This window comes from Bacillus sp. FSL M7-0558 (assembly GCF_038003245.1).
GTDB lineage: Bacteria > Bacillota > Bacilli > Bacillales > Bacillaceae > Bacillus > Bacillus pumilus.
Map to the genome: position 1 here is coordinate 1751414 of NZ_JBBOOU010000001.1, position 18684 is coordinate 1770097.

Consider the following 18684-nt stretch of genomic DNA (forward strand, 5'->3'; position numbering starts at 1 on the left):
GCTTAATGACCGCGTATGTCCATCTTATGTGCCGGGATAATGTCCTCAAGCCGGTGCAAAACTTGTCTGAAAGTGTCATCATTTGCAAGGTGCCTCATGCGTCGGAATGGATTGCCTTTTTCCTTTAGACGCTCTATCACAGCTGGCATGGTAAACAAAGAAGGATGAAGTCCATCTTGATGGAGTTCGTCCCATTCAAGCGGTGTTGCTACAAGTCCAAGCTCATTTCCTCTTGGTGAATAGGGCGCAATGATTGTTTTTCCAGCATCGTGCTGAATATAGTCTAAATACAAGCGCTTGCCGCGTTTTTTCTTAAGACGTTCCAAAGTAAATAGCTCAGGGGCTTGTTCACATAAAAATTGGCATATAAACGCGGTAAATGTCCTCGTTTCTTCATATGTGAAGGCATTTTTCTTTAATGGAATATAAACTTGCAGTCCTTTACCACCGCTTGTTTTAATAAAGGCTGTGAGAAAGAGACCGTCTAAAAGCGTTTTGATTCGCTTGGCAGCTTCTATGGCTAGATGAAACTCGTTAACAGACGGCGGGTCTAAATCAAAGACGATTTCGACCGGCCGGTTCGTATCCCTTGTTTCAAAAGGAATATGAAATTCCATTGCAAGCTGGTTGCCAAGCCAAAGAAGCGTCTGAGGGTCATTACAGACCGTGTAAGCAATATCATCAGCTTGATCGGTCAACACATAATCTGGCGCATAATCAGGTGTCGACTTTTGATAAAAGAATTCATCCCCGGCGCCATGAGGAAACCGAATTAAAGTCAGCCGTCTTTCACGTAAAAAGGGCAAGAGATAGGGAGCGGCTTGTCTTAAATAAAGTAAGTAATCTGCCTTGTTCAGATGAAGAGCTGGCACAATCGGTTTTTCGGGATGAGTGATGTCAATCACAGCAGGGAGCGGATATAGCTGTTTGAGCATTTGCTGAAACGTACACGTCGCTGGATCAGTATCTAGTAAAAAGGAAGAAAAACGCGGCTCTCTTAAGGCGGATCCATCAAAGGAGATACAAGCAATGCTCGCGACGATAGAAGGTGGGATTTCATATCCTGATGCCCCTGCCTGCTTGCCTTTTGTTTGAAAGAGCGTACGAAGCGTTTGTTCTTCTTCTTTAGAAAATCCATGCTTGAATTGGACAACCTCGGTGAGTTGATGATCTTGATAAATACAGCCTTGAAAGTAGCCATTTTCTTTATCAAAATGAGTCACTATGACAGAGACATATCGCCAGTTTTTGACTTTCAACCATTCTTTTGACCGGGTATTGTCGTGCCATTTACTCGTCCCTTTTTTCGCAACGAGTCCTTCTGCTAAATACGTCGTCATCAGCTTTTTCATATGTTCAGGATTTGTGTCTGTATGAATGAGTTGAAGAAGGGAAGGGTGTTCAAGCAGTACAGATGGAGGAAGTTTTGCTGCTTGGAAAACTTGCTGTAACTGTTTTTTCCTTTCTATCAACGGTAAATCAATTAGAGATTGCCCTTTGCATCTTAATAGATCAAATGCGATCAAATGACATGGAAACCGCTCAGCCTGTTGCTTAATCGCCTCTTTGTTTTTCAGCCTGCCTCTTTGCTGAACCCTCGCAAAATCGCTTTGCTGTTCATCCAGTAAAAAGACCAATTCCCCGTCAAACGTCAGAGGTAAAAAAAGAGCAAACTGATCCCTTAATTGTTCGCACTGTTCAATCACCTCAGGAAACTGTTCATTTAATCGTTTTCCGGCTCTGCTTTCTAAATGAATCTCGTTTTGATCCCACGTCAGAATGGCTCGAAAGCCGTCATATTTTAATTCATACACCCAGTCTGCACCGGTAGGAACCTCATGTGCAGCCGTTAATCGCATAGGTTTCATTTGTGCATGTCACTTCCTCGTATAATGTGTTCTTAGAGTGGGATGAAATTTTCATTCACATACATAAGTCTAACGAAAACATTGCATAGTAAGGAGAAAAGAACGGAGGTGACGCGATGCATACAGTTTGGAAAGGCGGCATTAGCTTTGGACTAGTCAATATTCCAGTGAAGCTGTTTACCGCTACAGAGAACAAAGACATTAAATTAAGGCAGCTGCATAAAGAGTGTCACACGCCCATTAACTACAAGAAAGTATGTGCCAATTGCGGTGAAGAGGTGGCACCAGAACAAATCGTCAAAGCGTACGAGTATGCGAAAAATAAATTCATTGAATTAGACGAGGAAGAGCTTGAAAAGCTGCGAAAAGAAAATGAAGAAAAAGCCGTTGAAATCATTGATTTTGTGAAGATAGAAGAGATTGATCCAATCTATTATGAAAGAAGTTACTTTTTATCACCAGATACCGGCGGAGCGAAGGCTTATTCATTATTAAGAAAAGCTTTAGAGGAATCGGGGAAAATTGGTGTCGCAAAGATTATGATCCGCTCAAAGGAGCAATTAGCAATCGTTAGATGCTATGAACATATTTTACTGATGGAAACCATTCATTTCCCTGATGAAATTAGACAGGTATCAGATGTACCGAATATCCCCCAAGAAGAAAACATTGTAAAAAAGGAGTTAGATACAGCGCTTCTTTTAATCGAGCAATTAACCACAACTTTCGATCCAGCTGCCTATCAGGATGAATACAGAGAACAGCTGATGAATTTAATTGGAGATAAAATATCTGGAGAACATACAGTTCAGCCAGAAACGACAGGCAAAAAAGATCCTGCATCCAATGTGACCGATTTAATGGCAGCTCTACAGGCTTCAATCGACCGATCAAAACCAGCCAAAGCGAAAAAGGCAGCACCTAAAAAAAGAAAAGCACCAGCGAAAAAAGAAAAGAATGCATAAAATAAGACCGCTTTTGAGCGGTCTTACTGCGGTTTTAACACATCCTGAATGCTCCCATCTTTTCTATGGATAACAACAGAAGTCCCTTTATTAGATGCAATCTCACTTGCCCGGTCGATGGCTTCTTGTTTCGTTTCTTTGACCTCACTTGCTCGTTTTGCTTTCTCTGTTTGAACCGCCCAGCCTTCTTCGTGTTTGACGACATGCTGCGCATGATCCATAAGCTCTGGTCTTGCGGAGCTGCTGTCTTTAGATGGCGTGACAGAACCATGAGCTGAGACATTCTCGATCTCTTTCTCCGTTGCGTTCTTTTTCCATTCTTTCGCTTGACTGATTGCAATTGGGATGGCTCTACTTTCGTCATAGCCTTCCTGCATCATTTTGTTCGCAATCTCAAGCGCTTTTTTTCGAATGACGTTGTCTAATGATTTAAATGAAGCAGGATAATCATTCATCGTCCAAGGCATATAAAGCGCTCCTTTCTTTTATTTGAACAACTTCCCCCATATGTAATCGATCAAACATATCATTCTTCTCAAACCAATGAAGGGGATAAAATACATCGTTTTGCTGAGGCAGAATCTCATCAATTCCCGCAGAATAGAAGGTAGAAAAGGAGTGATTTTGATGATGATAAAAGGTTTGTATGAAGCCCATTTACCTGTGAGTGACTTAAAGAAATCTATTGCGTTTTATGAAAAATTGGAATTGACACTTGCTCACGCAAATGAACGAGTTGCTTTTTTATGGATTGAGAAAGGGAAGAGCTGGCTTGGCTTGTGGAAAGTAGATATCAATGACTTCCCATATCATCCCTCGACACGGCACGTTGCTTTTCAAATTACAACCTCTAGTATCGAACAAATCAAGGCTTGGCTGGTTGAAAAAGGCATCAGCATTCACCCAATGTTTGGCTTTTCAGAAGAGAAGCAGCCTTTAGTTCTCGATAATCCGCCGCAATTTCATGCAGCGATCTATTTTCTTGACCCAGATGGAAATCTGCTTGAATGCATTGCCCCGCTTGAGCTTGATACAGAAGAAGACCACGATATCATGACATATGAGGACTGGGATCGAAAGAAAAATCCGTTTATTGATTGACAAAATCACTCGTTGTAACTATATTGATTACAACGGTGGTGAAAGATTGTGAAACAAATTAGCAGCAGGTATCCGATTGCTGTTCATATTGTGTCATTTATTGCAGGTGTTCCAAAAGAGTGTACAGGTGATTTTATTGCAGAGAGCGTGAATTCAAATCCAGCCATTGTTCGAAAAATGATGGCAATGCTCAAACGGGCGGATCTTATTGAGATCCGCCGCGGAGTAGGCGGTGCTTATTTAAAAAGACCGGCTGAGGAAATCACGCTATTAGATGTGTACCGCGCTGTCGATGTAAGCGAGGATGAAGAATTATTTAACTTTCATCAGCCCGTCATCGCATGCCCGATTGGTCAAGCGATGGATACGAGACTGCGGCATGAACTAAAAGAAGCACAAGCTGCACTTGAGAATCACCTAAAGCAAGTGACAATTCAGCAATTATTGACAGAGGCGGAATAAAAAAGCTCATACATTGGAGCTTTTTTTACACCTTTGTTGTAACCATTTTGATTATAACGTATGCACATCACCGTTGAATGAAAAATGAGGAGGTCAAACAAATGAAATTATTAGTAACAGGCGCAACAGGACAGCTTGGATCGCTCGTCGTCCAGCATTTACTTAAAAAGGTACCAGTTGAACAAATTGCGGTGAGTGTTCGAGATCCGCAAAAAGCAGCACATTTAAAGGAAGCCGGGGTGGATATACGCCGCGGAGACTTTACTCAGCCAGACACCCTTAAGGCAGCCTTTCAAGGCATTGACCGCCTTTTGATCATTTCAACTGCGGATGGTGACCGCGTGCAGCAGCATACGGCTGCCATCCAAGCGGCGAAAGCAGCCAGTGTATCCTTTATTGCTTATACAAGCGTTGTGAATGCAAGAGAGAGTCAGCTTGTCCTTGCACACGACCACGCAAAAACTGAAGAAGCCATTGTGGCCTCTGGCATTCCTCATGTGTTTTTAAGAAACAATTGGTATGTAGAAAACGAAAAAGATACAATACTAGCAGCCGTTAGCGGCGCACCATTTTTAAGTCCAATTGGTGATGGCAAGGTTGGCTGGGCAACAAGAAATGACTACGCAGAAGCGGCGGCAAATGCGTTAACACTTTCTAAACATGACAAGGAGATATATGAACTGTCAGGCCCTCTTCGGACACACACTGAACTTGCGCGCATTGTCAGTGAGGTGAGCGGAAAAGAGATCAAAGTGGAGCAAATTGATGTCGACACATTTGGAGAATTTTTAGCTTCAAATGGTGTACCAAAAGAAGCTGTGCCATTTGTCAAAGCCATTCAAAGCGGGATTCGCGATGGTGCCTTAGCCGTTGAAAGCCATGATTTCGAAACCTTATTAGGACGGCCGTTAACACCTATCGACGAAAAAATTCGTGAAATGATTTCAAAATAAATTTTCTCAAACGTCCTATCAAAAGGGCGTTTTTTTCATTCAAGCTATACGAGCACTTCATTGAAATTGCAGGAAGTTGGGACTAAAATGGAATTTAGGCTTATTATTTGTTTATTCTTCCTGCTAGCATAGGGAAGCTAATAATAAAGGTTAGATTTTCAATTAGTTCTTCTGAATAATGGACGTATATAATGGTTATTACTCTTTCTTAACATATGCAACCTTTTAAAATCTACATAAGCAGGATGTGACGAAATGTTACGAAAAGCCTCCCTTTCTTATCTTATTGCAAGCATTATAACAATAATAGTCATTTTGATTGAAGTTGGTATCCGCTCAGCAGTTGTTTCTCCTTTTGTTCTACTTGATTCGAACAAAGATAACAATCCAAAAGTATTAATCTCCCATTCTCTTTATCAGGGTGATTTTTTATTAACCTATCAAGATGATGACTCCAAAGATCGTTCAGAAGCAGCCTTTCAATTGGGGGGAAAGCAAGTAAATTTCACGGAGATTTCATCTAGGAATAGAGTTAGCACGATTGAAACTAACAAATTAATGAAAGAAAAAGCAATGGTTTTTCTAAGAAGAGGTTTTGTACTTATTCATGATGATAAAATTAAGATGGAACAGGTATCGCAAAATCCTTTTTTCTCTAAATACAATCTAACGAATCTAACAGAAAGTACTAAGGTCAAAACAGGTTTTAAGCATAATACCACATATATTATATTAATTACCTTAATAGGAATTATTTTTCCATGTATGTTATTTTTATTTTTTAATCTTCATGAATCTATGAAAAACCTATTCACATTATTTATTCCCTTTGTTCTAGCCATTTTTCTTCCCTTGGGATTAAATTATTTTTTCTTAATGGGATATGCGCTATCAATAACAGGCTCTTATGTATTAAGCATCATTCTCTCTATACTTGTACCTAGTTTCCTGTCAGTCTTATTGACAGCTTATTCATTTGAGTATACTACAAAAGATACGCCTGAAGGTTTAGAAGAGAATGAAGGTGCGTCAGGAAATTCGTTTTTAATGAATGTTAGGGAGCAAGTTGTTTTGTTTGGTGCTGCCACATTATCTTTGCTATATTTCGGATCATATTTATTACTTCCTTTGTCATTTCAAGCGAAGATCATGGATAACCTTTTTCTCTTTTGTGGCTGGTACTTCGCCCTAATCATATTATTTATTTTTGGTTACTCAATCATACAAAAAATAATAAACAAATATGAACTTTTAAATACGGAAGCATTCATGAATATTCGCAAAGATATTGAGAATAAGACAAACCAAAAGGTAAATATTTGGGTGAAAAAAGACTCTCAACAGGATGTGAATGCCTGGATATATTCTTTTAAACTTCCATTTAAAAGAAGAGTTGATGTGTATGTGACAGAAGGGTTGTTAGATAAGTTTGAAAAAGATGAAATTCGTGCCATCTTATACCATGAAATGGGGCATGCGAAGTTAAAACATGCGCATTATACCATGTTTCTAACTTTGATCGTAACATTATTTATGGGCATCAGTATGTATTATGCCAGACAGGTTATGCTTGCTAACGGATGGTGGCAATATGTTCTTATTTTCCCAGTAGGAGTAATTCTCATGATCTTCATTACGGAATGGTTGCCAAAGAAAATCAGCCGGTTATTTGAGATTCAGGCTGATAACTTTGCTGTTTTCCACCTTGGGAATAAAACACTGTATCTCAATACTTTGATTAAATTAAGCAGCCTTATTGAAGAAGAAGATGGAGATTATGGAAAAAAGTCTGAATGGCGTGAAAGTCATCCCTCTTTCGAAAAAAGAATTGAGAACATAAAGAAAAATTAGGCCATCTCACTCCTATTAACGAAAAAATTCGTGAAATGATTACAAAATAAATTTTCTCAAACGTCCTATCAAAAGGGCGTTTTTTTCATTCAAGCTACACGAGCCATATGTCCAAATTTAGACAAATCACCTCGTTGAAATTTCAGAAATTTGGGATTAAAATGAAAATAAGGCCTGTTATTTCGTCATCAGATGACCAAATTGATGAATCAAATTGCAGCAAAGAAGGGAAGTTCGCCGATGAAAGTCCATTTATTCGTTACTTGTTTAATTGACACCATGCAGCCAAATGTAGGAAAGGCCACAGTGGAAGTATTAGAAAGGCTCGGTGTAGAAGTGGAATTTCCAGAGGCACAAGTGTGCTGCGGGCAGCCAGCCTTTAACAGCGGCTATACAAAAGAAACCATTAAAGCAGCAAAAAACATGATCAAAGCCTTTGAATCAGCTGAATATGTCGTGACGCCGTCAGGTTCTTGTAAGGCTATGTTTTTAGAATATCCTCATCTTTTAAAAGAAGACCCAGTGTGGTCAGCAAAAGCTAAGGCACTTGCTGAGAAAACATATGAATTAACCGAGTTTATTGTTGATATATTACATGTCACAGATGTCGGAGCGAGCCTGAAAGGAAACGCAACCTATCACACATCCTGTCATATGACGAGACTGCTGCGAATTAAGGAAGCCCCTTTCACACTGTTGTCAAATGTCAAAGATTTGACGATGACACCATTGTCGCGCGCCGAAAATTGCTGCGGATTTGGAGGAACCTTTTCAGTAAAGATGACTCCTATTTCTGAGCAAATGGTCGATGAGAAAGTCCAAAGCATAGAGGAGACACAAGCTGAATACATCATTGGTGCTGACTGCGGCTGCCTGCTGAATATTGGCGGGAGGCTGAATCGTCTTGATAAGCCCATTCAAGTGATGCATATCGCAGAGGTATTAAATAGCCGCTGACTTTAAGAGGGGGAACGGCACATGAGTATGAAAATTGGAGAGAAGGCCTTTAAAGAACGAATCGGGGAAGGGTTAGAAGATAAAGTCATGAGAGGTGCTGTTTCCTCAGCACAGGAACGCCTGTATGAAAGGCGGCTAGCTGCGAGCGAAGAGCTTGGCAATTGGGAAAAGTGGCGTGAGCTTGGCGAGGAAATCCGGCAGCATACGCTGACGCATCTTGATGACTACTTATACCAGTTAAGTGAAAGTGTTAGTGCACGCGGAGGACATGTCTTTTTTGCAAAAACAAAGGAAGAGGCATCGGCGTATATTCAACATGTGGCACAGAAAAAGGCGGCCCAAAAGATCGTTAAATCAAAATCAATGGTCACAGAAGAAATTGAAATGAATCAAGCCCTTGAAGAGATCGGCTGTGAGGTGGTGGAAAGCGATCTTGGCGAGTATATTCTGCAAGTAGATGATCATGAACCTCCTTCACATATTGTGGCACCTGCTCTTCATAAGACGAAAGAACAAATACGAGAAGTCTTTCACGAAAAGCTCGGATATGAGATGTCAGAGACACCTGAAGATATGACGAGTTTTGTGAGAGCCATCTTACGTGAAAAGTTCCTCGAAGCAGATATTGGTGTCACCGGCTGTAATTTTGCTGTCGCCAATACAGGTTCCATTTGCCTTGTGACAAATGAAGGGAATGCGGATCTTGTCACGGCTATCCCGAAGACACATATCGCCGTTATGGGCATGGAACGGATTGTTCCAACGATGGAGGAGCTGGATGTCCTCGTTGGTCTTTTGTGCAGAAGTGCAGTCGGTCAGAAATTAACGAGTTACATTTCTGTCGTTGGACCAAAAGGAGAAGAAGAAGTGGATGGACCAGAAGAATTTCACTTGGTCATTGTGGACAATGGGCGGTCCAATATATTAGGTACTGCCTTTCAGCCTGTTCTCCAATGTATCAGGTGCGCAGCCTGCATCAATGTGTGCCCAGTTTACCGGCATGTGGGCGGACATTCATACGGATCGATTTATCCGGGGCCAATTGGTGCTGTTTTATCGCCGCTTCTTGGCGGCTATGATGACTACCAAGAGCTCCCCTTTGCATCCAGCCTTTGCGCGGCCTGCACAGATGCTTGTCCAGTAAAGATCCCGCTTCACGAGTTATTAATAAAACATCGTCAAGTCATCGTGGAAAAAGAGGGGAGAGCGTCTAAAGCTGAAATGATGGCGATGAAAATGTTCGGAATGGGCGCTTCGACTCCCGGGATGTATCAATTCGGAACAAAAGCAGCTCCTGTATTGATGAATCGTATGGCTTCAAACGGACAGATTTCAAAAGGAATAGGTCCTTTAAAGAATTGGACAGATATTCGTGACCTGCCAGCTCCAAGTAAAGAAAGATTCAGGGATTGGTTTAAAAAGAGACAGAAGGAGGAACAGTGATGAAGGGAACCATTTCTCACCGAGAATCGTTTTTAGCTCATATCCGTAAGCAATTAGGGATGGATTCCTCCTCGCCTGCATCTATTCAGCGTCCAGCTTGGAAGCATCAAGTTCAGTGGGAAACAAACGGACTTTTGTCTAAAGAAGAGCTAGTCGAGCAATTGAAGGTGCAATGTCAACGAATTCATACAAGAGTGGTCGAAACAACACCAGAGGAAGCGCCCTCTGTATTACGATCATTGATGACAGAGTATGGAGAGGGTTCTGTGATGACATCGGGCGATCATCGTTTTGAACAATATGGATTTTATCCGATGTTTGACACCTTGCTGCACGAAGGATTCGCAGTCACCAGTTGGAATGCTGAGGCTTCAAGGGAAGAAAATATCAGGCTGGCAGAGCAAGCGGCGTATTCGGTTGTATTCAGTGATTACACCTTAGCAGAATCAGGTACAGTCGTCCTTTCATCCCATCAGGGCCAAGGAAGAGCGCTCCATTTTTTACCGATGATGTATATCGTGTGTATCGAAAAAAGCACGGTGGTTCCGCGGATGATTCAAGCTGTTTCGGCTCTTAATCGCTCAGTAGAGGAGGGAGAGCAGGCGAAAGGTGCTATTCATTTCATATCAGGTCCGAGTAACTCTGCGGATATTGAGATGAATTTAGTAGTAGGGGTTCATGGTCCAGTTCGGGCGGTTTATCTATTGATAGATGATGAATAGGGCTTTCGAGAAGAAAGCCTTTTTTCATGCAAAAAAGCGTACATAAGTTTTAAAATCATCTTGCCTCTAGCGGATTGGACATAGTAAGATGACGACATACAAGATGAACTTCTCATCTACTGCTGATGTAAAGGAAGCTGCTTATGGACATGAAGTCAACTGCTCAAAAGAAATCAATTGCACTACCGCTTGTGATTTCAATTATTGCCATTTCGTTTTCTGCTATCATTGTGAAATGGTCAAATGCACCTGCTGCTATTTTAAGCATGTATCGAATGATCTTTGCCGCGATTTTTATGCTGCCGTTTATTCTGCCACGAAAAAAAGAATTTCTCTCGATTCAGCGAAGAGATTGGTTTTTCTTATGTATGTCAGGCTTCTTTTTAGGACTCCATTTTGTGTTGTGGTTTGGCTCACTGAAGCTGACGACTGTGGCAAGCTCTACTATTATCATCGCCCTTCAGCCGATGGTCTCCTTATTAGGCGGCTTTCTCTTTTTCCGTGAACGAACCACGCTGCCTGCACTCTTGACGATGTGTGCCGCAATTGTTGGTGCACTTATGATTGGGTGGGGAGACATAGGTCATAGCCAGGAAGCCATCCTAGGAGACATTTTATCCTTTTTAAGTGTGATCGCGGTTGTTTGTTATTTATTAATAGGTCAACAGGCTGTCAGAAAGATATCTCATTGGATTTATAGTTTTTGTGTGTTTGGTTTTGCCGGTCTTTTTTTAATTTTATTCAATTTGATTCAGCAAACGCCTTTTACAGGCTATCCGGGTAAAGAGTGGGGAATCTTTTTATTGCTTGCGATCATTCCCACCATGTCTCATGTCATTAATAATTGGCTTTTAACCTATGTCAATGCCACAACCATTTCAATGAGTATCCTTGGCGAACCTGTTGGAGCCACGATTCTTGCTGTATGGCTGCTTGGAGAGAAAGTCACGCTGCTCCAAATGTGTGGCGGTTTTCTTGTCCTTTTAGGCGTCTTTTTCTTTTTGATGCAGCAGCGGCAAGGGATTGTGATGAAACAAAAAAAATCCGGTTAAATTCCGGATTTTTTACTCTTTTAAATCGTTTTTTTCAATCACTTTGTTCAATCTTTCCTCAACCTTCTTCAATTTCATTCGTTTTCTTCTGATCATTCGAAAAGCGATGACAATGATCGTCACGATAGCAGCAATGAATAGAAGAGAGAACACTTGAAATAGAAGATCACCAATATTAAATGCCATATTCTCCCCATTAGACATACGTAAAACCTCCCTTTCTATCTATATATTACCATAATCGATAAAAGATTGAGATTTATCCATCATTTATCTATAATAGGTAAAATATCACTTATTAAAGGAGAACCAATATGAGAACTTTAGTCCTTTTACGAGGTCTCCCAGGCGTAGGGAAATCAACTTGGATCAAAGCCCAAGGCTTAGAGCCTTACACATTATCAGCGGATCAGATTCGTCTTTTGACCCAGCCTCCACAGTTATCTGTCAATGGGAAACCAGAAATTTCAAGCAAGCATGACCACAAAGTCTGGTCTTTATTATTTGAATTGCTTACAGCACGTATGGAACGCGGAGACTTTACTGTGATTGATGCCACGCATATTTCAAGCAAATCGATATCTCAATATAAATCGCTGGCCACATCGTATCGTTACAGGGTGTATGTCGTCGATTTCACGCAGGTGTCGCTTGAAACAGCTCTATTGCAAAATCGCTCACGGGAAGCTCACAAAGTTGTGCGGGAGTCTGTTTTATATCAAATGAATGAGCGGTTAAAAACAGAAAAGGTCCCATCATGGGTGACTGTCTTGCAGCCTGAGGAATATCCGCAAGTGATGACCTATCAGCCTCGATCCTTCGATCAATATGAGGCCATTCATGTTTTTGGAGATATTCACGGCTGTCATACCGCTCTGACCACCTATTTACAAGGAGATATTAAAGAAAATGAACTTTATATCTTTGCAGGTGATTTGCTTGATAGAGGTATAGAAAACAAGGAAGTATTAGAATGGATGCTCGCACATAGAGAATGCCGGAATGTCATCGTGATTGAGGGCAATCATGATCAGCATTTATACCGGTTTGCACATGGTGAAAAAGTAAGAAGTAATATGTTTAACCGGCATACTGCACCTGAGATTGAAGCAGCAGACTTTGATTTAAAAGAAGTACGAAAGTTTGTCAGAACATTTCATCAGCTTACTTATTTTACGTACCATGGCAAGACATTTCTTGTTACCCACGGGGGGCTTGCTCATTTGCCAGAAGAGCTATTGCATGTCTCAACACAGCAACTCATCCACGGTGTAGGTGAATATTCAGATGACATTGATCACTTGTTTGTTCAAAATACTGCTGGATTAGATGTCATTCAAATTCACGGGCATCGCAATTTATACAGGCTGCCTATTCAAGCAGCGGAAAGGTCTTATAATCTAGAAGGCCAGGTTGAATTCGGGGGACAGCTGAGGGTGTTGAAAATCACAGCTGACGGGATTGAGACTCATGAAATTGACAACCCAATCTATAGAGCTTCTGAGAAAAAACCATCAGCCGCTATTCAACCAGATATCTCACTAGATGACTTTTTAGCTCACTTAGATCAGCATGAGTATGTACAGGAATTAAAGCTTCCGCACCATATTTCATCTTTTAATTTTACGAAAAAAGCGTTTAGTGAACGACAGTGGGATGATGTGAATGTGAAGGCAAGAGGCTTGTTTGTCAATATGGTGTCAAAGCAGATTGTTTCAAGAAGCTACAACAAATTTTTTAACATTGATGAGCGTCCGGAGACAAAAATGCATCATCTAGTGAACCACCTTCAATTTCCTGTCACCGTCTATGATAAAGCAAATGGATATTTAGGGACGGTTGGGTATAACGAAATGGAAGATGAATTGGTGTTTACGTCCAAATCGTATACATCTCATGTGAAACAAAATCAGCATGCTTCCTGGGTCGAGGAGTTATTCTATCAGACCTTCGGAGACGTGCAGGTCGACTACATCAAATCATACGTACGTGACCACAATGCATCTCTTGTGTTTGAAGTCATTTTGCCAGAGAAAGACCCACATATTATCACATATGATCATGATCAACTCATTTTGCTTGATATAGTGAAGCGTCAGCTAAGCTATGAAAAGGCACCATTTACTGAAGTGAAAAGAGTAAGCGAACAGCTTGGAATATCCAGCAAGCAGGAAGTGGCTGTGTTCCATGATTGGACGTCTTTTTATAAATGGTATCAGGCCGTTTCTCATGACGACTCGATCAAAGAAGAGGGATATGTCATTGAGGATGATCGCGGCTTGATGACCAAGCTCAAGCTTCCTTATTATCAATTCTGGAAGCAGATGCGCGCGATCAAACAGCGCGTTGCAGAGAAGCGTTCCACGCATAAATATATGCAGGCATTGCAAACAGCGGAGCAAGCTAGATTTTATACGTGGCTTCTTGAGCAAGATGCCAATGCTGTCAGAAATAGCTCCATTATTGAGCTGCGCTCACATTTTGAGCAAAGCGATGCAGCCCAATTGAATAATGATGGAATAAATGCATAGTCTAAAAAGGAGTCTTTTCTAAGGAAAAGGCTTTTTTTGATGCAATTGAAAGGTGGACCCTTACATGCCTGACCATATTGAAGTCATTTTACGGACGATGTTTGCTTTTGCGATTTTATTTGGTGGAGCACGTCTTCTTGGAAAGCAAACCATAGCACAAATGAATATTTTTGATTTTATAGCAGCCATTAGCTTAGGTTCAATTGCGGCGAGTCTCGCGTTTAATACAACGCTTCCGTTTCATCACACGACGATTTCCTTTGTCACGCTTGTCATGATCATTTATGTGATTTCGCTCATTGCTTTAAGGAGCCGAAAATTGAGAGGATTTATGGCCGGTAAACCAACCCTTGTCATACAAAATGGCAAAATTCTTGAAGAGAATATGAAGGGAATGAGATATACCCTTGATTATTTAAATCAGCAGCTGAGAGAAAAAGACATTTTTGATATTAGCGAAGTTGAATTTGCCATAATTGAAACAGATGGACATATGTCAGTGAAAAAATATCCTTCGTTTGAAAATGTCACTCGAAAGGATCTTCAATTGTATATGAAGGCAGAGGGCTACATGCCTATTGAAGTGATCATGGACGGAAAGCTCATTTTGAAAAACATTCATGAAAATCAATTAACGGTGGAGTGGATAGATGAAGAGCTTAAGAAAAGGCAGCTCGCCTTAAAGGACATTGTATACGCAGTCCGTTCAAGTAATGGCAGCTTATATATTGATACATATGACGACCACATTCACTCTCCGATTGATCAAGAATGAAGGTATAGTGCGGAGGTCACCCGCATGACACATATCCGTCAATGTTTATAAGTCGTTTGGATGCTGTCTGACTAGGCATCATTTCTCAATTATTATTATTTTCAGAAAATGTGATGACGGAAAAAAATAAATGTGTTTAAGTGTATATAGAACAAATTAAAATATTAATATAATATACCGTTAGCGGAATGAACGTTCATTCCTGTGGCGAGGAGGGGATGAAGTGCAAGCAGTGACTGATAAACAAGAACAGATCATGAAGGCTTCACTAGACTTATTTATTGAACGGGGCTTTGATGGGACCACGATGCCAATGATTTCAAAAAGAGCAAACGTCGGAGCGGGAACCATTTACCGTTATTTCGACAGTAAAGAGGCACTCGTCAATATTTTGTACCAGCGCAGCCTTTCTGCATTTATCGAAAAAATGAACACAAACAGTCCAGATCCAAAGGCGAGTATTCGGGCGTACTTTAAGCATGTATTTTATTGCTTGGTTTTATTTACAAAGGAGAATCCAAGCGGGCTATATTTCTTAGAAATTGATAAACGATCCCATTACTTAGACGAGACGAGCAAAGAGAAAATGCAGCATTTGTTACATGAGCTATTCCTTATCTTTGAAGAAGGGAAAAAGGATGGGATTCATCCAAATCTTTCAGGTAGAACCATTTTATCGATTGTATTTGGTGCCTTTGTACAGCTGCATAAACAAATTCTTGCAGAAGAAATAGAGCCAACGATTGAATTTCTAGAGGACATTGAGCAAAGTTTATGGCGCGCTATCAGCGTCGCATCTTAATGAATGAAAAGGAGTGGGCACATGCAACAAACATCAATCATTCCAAAACCAAAAACATACGGACCTTTTAAAAATATTCCCCATATCAAAAAGGGGGAGCTTTCTCAAACCTTTTGGCGGCTGGCAGATGAATTAGGACCGATCTTTCAGTTTGAATTTTCAAAAGCAACAAGTATTTTTGTTTCTAATCATGAACTTTTCCAAGAAATATGTGATGAGAGCCGTTTTGATAAATACATTGGGACTAGTCTCAATAAAGTAAGAGCATTTGCAGGGGATGGGTTATTTACGAGCTGGACAGAAGAACCGAACTGGAGAAAGGCTCACCACATCTTGATGCCGGCGTTTAGTCAGCAGGCCATGAAGGGCTATCATGAAATGATGCTCGATATTGCCACACAGCTTGTACAAAAATGGCAAAGAACAGGCCGTGATGAAGAAATTGAAGTAGCAGAGGATATGACAAAGCTTACTTTAGATACGATCGGACTTTGTGGTTTTGATTTCAGGTTTAACAGTTTTTATAAAGAAAATCAGCATCCATTCATTGAAAGTATGGTGAATGGTTTAAGCGAAGCGATGGATCAGGCGAGCCGGTTGCCGGTTGCAGATAAGCTAATGATCAAAAGAAGAAAAAAATTTGAAGAAAATGTCGATTTTATGAAGCAATTAGTAGATGACATTATTCAAGAACGGAAAAAACAAGATAAAACGGGCGATGATTTACTGTCCCTCATGCTGCATGCAAAGGACCCTGAAACAGGAGAGCGCCTGTCAGATGAAAATATTCGCTATCAAATCATTACCTTCTTAATAGCTGGGCACGAAACAACAAGCGGGCTGCTATCCTTTGCGATTTATTTCTTATTAAAGAATCCTGAAAAATTAAAGAAAGCTGTCCAAGAAGCAGATGATGTGCTGCAAGGCGGACTGCCAACATTTAAGCAGGTACAAAAACTAAATTACACACGTATGGTTTTAAATGAATCTCTTCGCCTCTGGCCAACAGCGCCTACGTTCTCTTTTTATGCGAAAGAGGACACCGTCATCGGAGGGAAATATTCGATTAAAAAGAACCAAAGTGTCTCCGTGCTGCTACCTAAGTTACATCGTGATCAAGCGGTATGGGGAGAGGATGCGGAAGAATTTAAACCAGAGCGGTTTCTACACCCTGAAAAGATCCCGCAGCATGCCTACAAGCCTTTTGGGAATGGACAGCGTGCATGTATCGGCATGCAATTCGCCCTTCATGAAGCCACAATGGTACTGGCAATGGTCCTGCACAACCTGGAATTGATTGATCACACATCATATGAACTTGATTTAAAAGAATCTCTGACGATTAAGCCAAACGATTTTAAAATCAAAGTGCGGCCAAGAAAGCAGCAACTCTTTATGGCACCACCGAAAGAAGAGGCGAAAAAAAGCACAAAATCTGATGAGTCAAAAGTGGAGAGTCATGGTACACCATTGCTTGTTTTATATGGATCAAATCTTGGCACAGCGCAACAAATCGCAAACGAATTGGCTGAAGAAGGAAAAGCAAAAGGGTTTGATGTGACCACTGCTCCGCTTGATGACTATACACGTCAATTACCAGATAAGGGTGCAGTCTTCATCGTGACCGCTTCATATAATGGACATCCGCCTGACCATGCGAAAAAATTTGTGGATTGGGTCACGCAGGATAAAGAGCAGGATTTAACAAACGTGACGTTTGCTGTGTTTGGATGCGGAGATCGAAATTGGGCGAGTACGTACCAGCGTATTCCTCGTCTCATTGATGAAGCACTTGAAAGAAAAGGTGCGAAACGTGCAGCTGATTTAGGAGAAGGTGATGCAGGCGGAGATATGGATGAGGATAAAGAAGCATTTCAGAAAACGGTCTTCAAGCAGCTCGCAAAAGAATTTAAGCTCACCTTCCAAGAAAAAGGTAAAGAAAACCCAAAGCTATCAGTTGCTTATACCAATGAGCTAGTAGAACGTCCTGTGGCGAAAACATATGGTGCCTTTTCAGCTGTTGTACTGAAAAATGAAGAATTACAATCTGAAAAAAGTGAGCGGCAAACAAGACATATAGAGCTGCAATTGCCTGAAGGGAAAAAGTACAAAGAAGGGGATCATATCGGAATTGTTCCGAAAAATAGTGATGCACTCGTTCAGCGGGTGATCAATCGCTTCAATCTAGATCCTAAGCAGCACATCAAGCTTTCTTCTGAGAAAAAAGCAAATCATTTACCTTTAGATCAGCCGATTCAAATGAGAGAATTACTTGCGTCGCATGTTGAGCTTCAAGAGCCTGCAACACGTACGCAGCTAAGAGAGCTCGCCGCATATACAGTTTGTCCGCCTCACCGCGTGGAGCTTGAGCAAATGGCTGGTGAAGCGTATCAAGAAGCTATTTTAAAGAAACGAGTAACCATGCTTGACTTACTAGATCAATATGAAGCATGTGAGCTGTCATTTGTGCACTTTTTAGCACTTTTACCAGGTTTGAAGCCGCGCTATTATTCTATTTCTAGCTCACCAAAGGTCGATGAAAAAAGAGTCAGTATCACAGTGGCGGTTGTGAAAGGGAAAGCGTGGAGCGGCCGCGGAGAATATGCCGGAGTCGCATCAAACTATTTATGCGGTCTGCAGGAAGGAGAAGAAGTCGCCTGCTTCCTCCACGAAGCGCAGGCAGGATTCCAGCTGCCGCCTTCATCTGAAGTACCGATGATCATGATCGGACCGGGTACAGGAATCGCCCCATTTAGAGGGTTTGTTCAGGCAAGAGAAGTATGGCAGAAGGAAGGCAAACCACTAGGCGAAGCTCACCTATATTTTGGCTGCCGTCACCCTCATGAAGATGATCTGTATTTTGAAGAAATGCAGCTTGCAGCGCAAAAAGGAGTTGTCCACATCCACCGGGCTTATTCTCGTCACAAAGAGCAAAAAGTATATGTCCAGCATTTGTTGAAAGAAGACGGCGGCATGTTAATCAAGTTACTTGACCAAGGTGCGTATCTTTACGTGTGCGGGGACGGAAAAGTCATGGCACCAGATGTAGAGGCTACACTGATCGACCTCTATCAATACGAGAAACAATGCTCGAAGGAAGCAGCTGAAAATTGGCTGACAACCCTTGCGAATAATAATAGATATGTAAAAGATGTATGGAGCTGACGAGAGGGAAGACCGCCAATTAGGCGGTTTTTTTTCT

General features: G+C 41.2%; 16 protein-coding genes. 13 read left to right on the forward strand and 3 right to left on the reverse strand.

The genetic code is table 11. From position 1 onward, the window contains the following. Positions 1-2 precede the first annotated feature (2 nt). Positions 3-1868 carry a DNA ligase D gene (locus MHB79_RS08690; protein ID WP_340989511.1) on the reverse strand — a complete coding sequence of 622 codons (1866 nt, stop codon included), beginning with the start codon at positions 1866-1868 and terminating at the stop codon, positions 3-5. A gap of 116 nt (positions 1869-1984) precedes the next feature. Here MHB79_RS08690 and ku point away from each other — a divergent pair, with 116 nt between their 5' ends. Then, positions 1985-2833 carry a non-homologous end joining protein Ku gene (gene ku / locus MHB79_RS08695; protein ID WP_003211891.1) on the forward strand — a complete coding sequence of 283 codons (849 nt, stop codon included), beginning with the start codon at positions 1985-1987 and terminating at the stop codon, positions 2831-2833. A gap of 23 nt (positions 2834-2856) precedes the next feature. On the opposite strand, the gene MHB79_RS08700 is transcribed toward ku, so the two are convergent. Further along, complete coding sequence (locus MHB79_RS08700) at positions 2857-3300, reverse strand: DUF2188 domain-containing protein (protein ID WP_268493759.1); 444 nt, start codon at positions 3298-3300, stop codon at positions 2857-2859. A 160-nt stretch (positions 3301-3460) separates the two neighbouring features. On the opposite strand from MHB79_RS08700, the gene MHB79_RS08705 reads away from it, so the two are divergent. From MHB79_RS08705 to MHB79_RS08740, 8 genes are all read left to right on the forward strand, one after another. Further along, entirely contained in the window at positions 3461-3934 is a 474-nt protein-coding gene (locus MHB79_RS08705) for a VOC family protein (protein WP_050944912.1), read from the forward strand. A 48-nt stretch (positions 3935-3982) separates the two neighbouring features. Next, positions 3983-4396, forward strand: coding sequence for an Rrf2 family transcriptional regulator (locus MHB79_RS08710; protein WP_061407918.1), 414 nt, complete (start codon positions 3983-3985; stop codon positions 4394-4396). Between the two features lie 101 nt (positions 4397-4497). Continuing rightward, entirely contained in the window at positions 4498-5349 is an 852-nt protein-coding gene (locus MHB79_RS08715) for an SDR family oxidoreductase (protein ID WP_340989514.1), read from the forward strand. 255 nt (positions 5350-5604) lie between these two features. Continuing rightward, positions 5605-7200: a M48 family metallopeptidase gene (locus MHB79_RS08720; protein ID WP_340989516.1), complete on the forward strand. Its 1596-nt coding sequence runs from the start codon at positions 5605-5607 to the stop codon at positions 7198-7200. 240 nt (positions 7201-7440) lie between these two features. Continuing rightward, entirely contained in the window at positions 7441-8157 is a 717-nt protein-coding gene (locus tag MHB79_RS08725; RefSeq protein WP_113387071.1) for a (Fe-S)-binding protein, read from the forward strand. 21 nt (positions 8158-8178) lie between these two features. Beyond that, a complete protein-coding gene (locus MHB79_RS08730) occupies positions 8179-9600 on the forward strand; it encodes a LutB/LldF family L-lactate oxidation iron-sulfur protein (protein WP_340989518.1) in 1422 nt (473 codons plus the stop codon). Continuing rightward, positions 9600-10322, forward strand: a complete 723-nt coding sequence (locus MHB79_RS08735) for a LutC/YkgG family protein (protein WP_340989519.1) — start codon at positions 9600-9602, stop codon at positions 10320-10322. The genes MHB79_RS08730 and MHB79_RS08735 overlap by 1 nt, the downstream gene beginning before the upstream one ends. A gap of 143 nt (positions 10323-10465) precedes the next feature. Further along, positions 10466-11374: a DMT family transporter gene (locus MHB79_RS08740; RefSeq protein ID WP_050944906.1), complete on the forward strand. Its 909-nt coding sequence runs from the start codon at positions 10466-10468 to the stop codon at positions 11372-11374. A gap of 12 nt (positions 11375-11386) precedes the next feature. On the opposite strand, the gene MHB79_RS08745 is transcribed toward MHB79_RS08740, so the two are convergent. Continuing rightward, positions 11387-11578, reverse strand: a complete 192-nt coding sequence (locus MHB79_RS08745; protein WP_340989521.1) for a hypothetical protein — start codon at positions 11576-11578, stop codon at positions 11387-11389. A gap of 110 nt (positions 11579-11688) precedes the next feature. Here MHB79_RS08745 and MHB79_RS08750 point away from each other — a divergent pair, with 110 nt between their 5' ends. From MHB79_RS08750 to MHB79_RS08765, 4 genes are all read left to right on the forward strand, one after another. After that, positions 11689-13905 carry an RNA ligase gene (locus tag MHB79_RS08750; RefSeq protein WP_268458575.1) on the forward strand — a complete coding sequence of 739 codons (2217 nt, stop codon included), beginning with the start codon at positions 11689-11691 and terminating at the stop codon, positions 13903-13905. Positions 13906-13969: 64 nt separating this feature from the next. After that, on the forward strand, positions 13970-14680 hold the full coding sequence (locus tag MHB79_RS08755) for a DUF421 domain-containing protein (protein WP_340989526.1): 711 nt from the start codon (positions 13970-13972) through the stop codon (positions 14678-14680). A gap of 256 nt (positions 14681-14936) precedes the next feature. Then, the gene (locus tag MHB79_RS08760; RefSeq protein ID WP_050945461.1) at positions 14937-15482 is read left to right on the forward strand and encodes a TetR/AcrR family transcriptional regulator; all 546 of its coding nucleotides are present in this window, start codon (positions 14937-14939) and stop codon (positions 15480-15482) included. Between the two features lie 21 nt (positions 15483-15503). After that, positions 15504-18647: a bifunctional cytochrome P450/NADPH--P450 reductase gene (locus MHB79_RS08765; protein WP_340989528.1), complete on the forward strand. Its 3144-nt coding sequence runs from the start codon at positions 15504-15506 to the stop codon at positions 18645-18647. Positions 18648-18684: the final 37 nt, after the last annotated feature.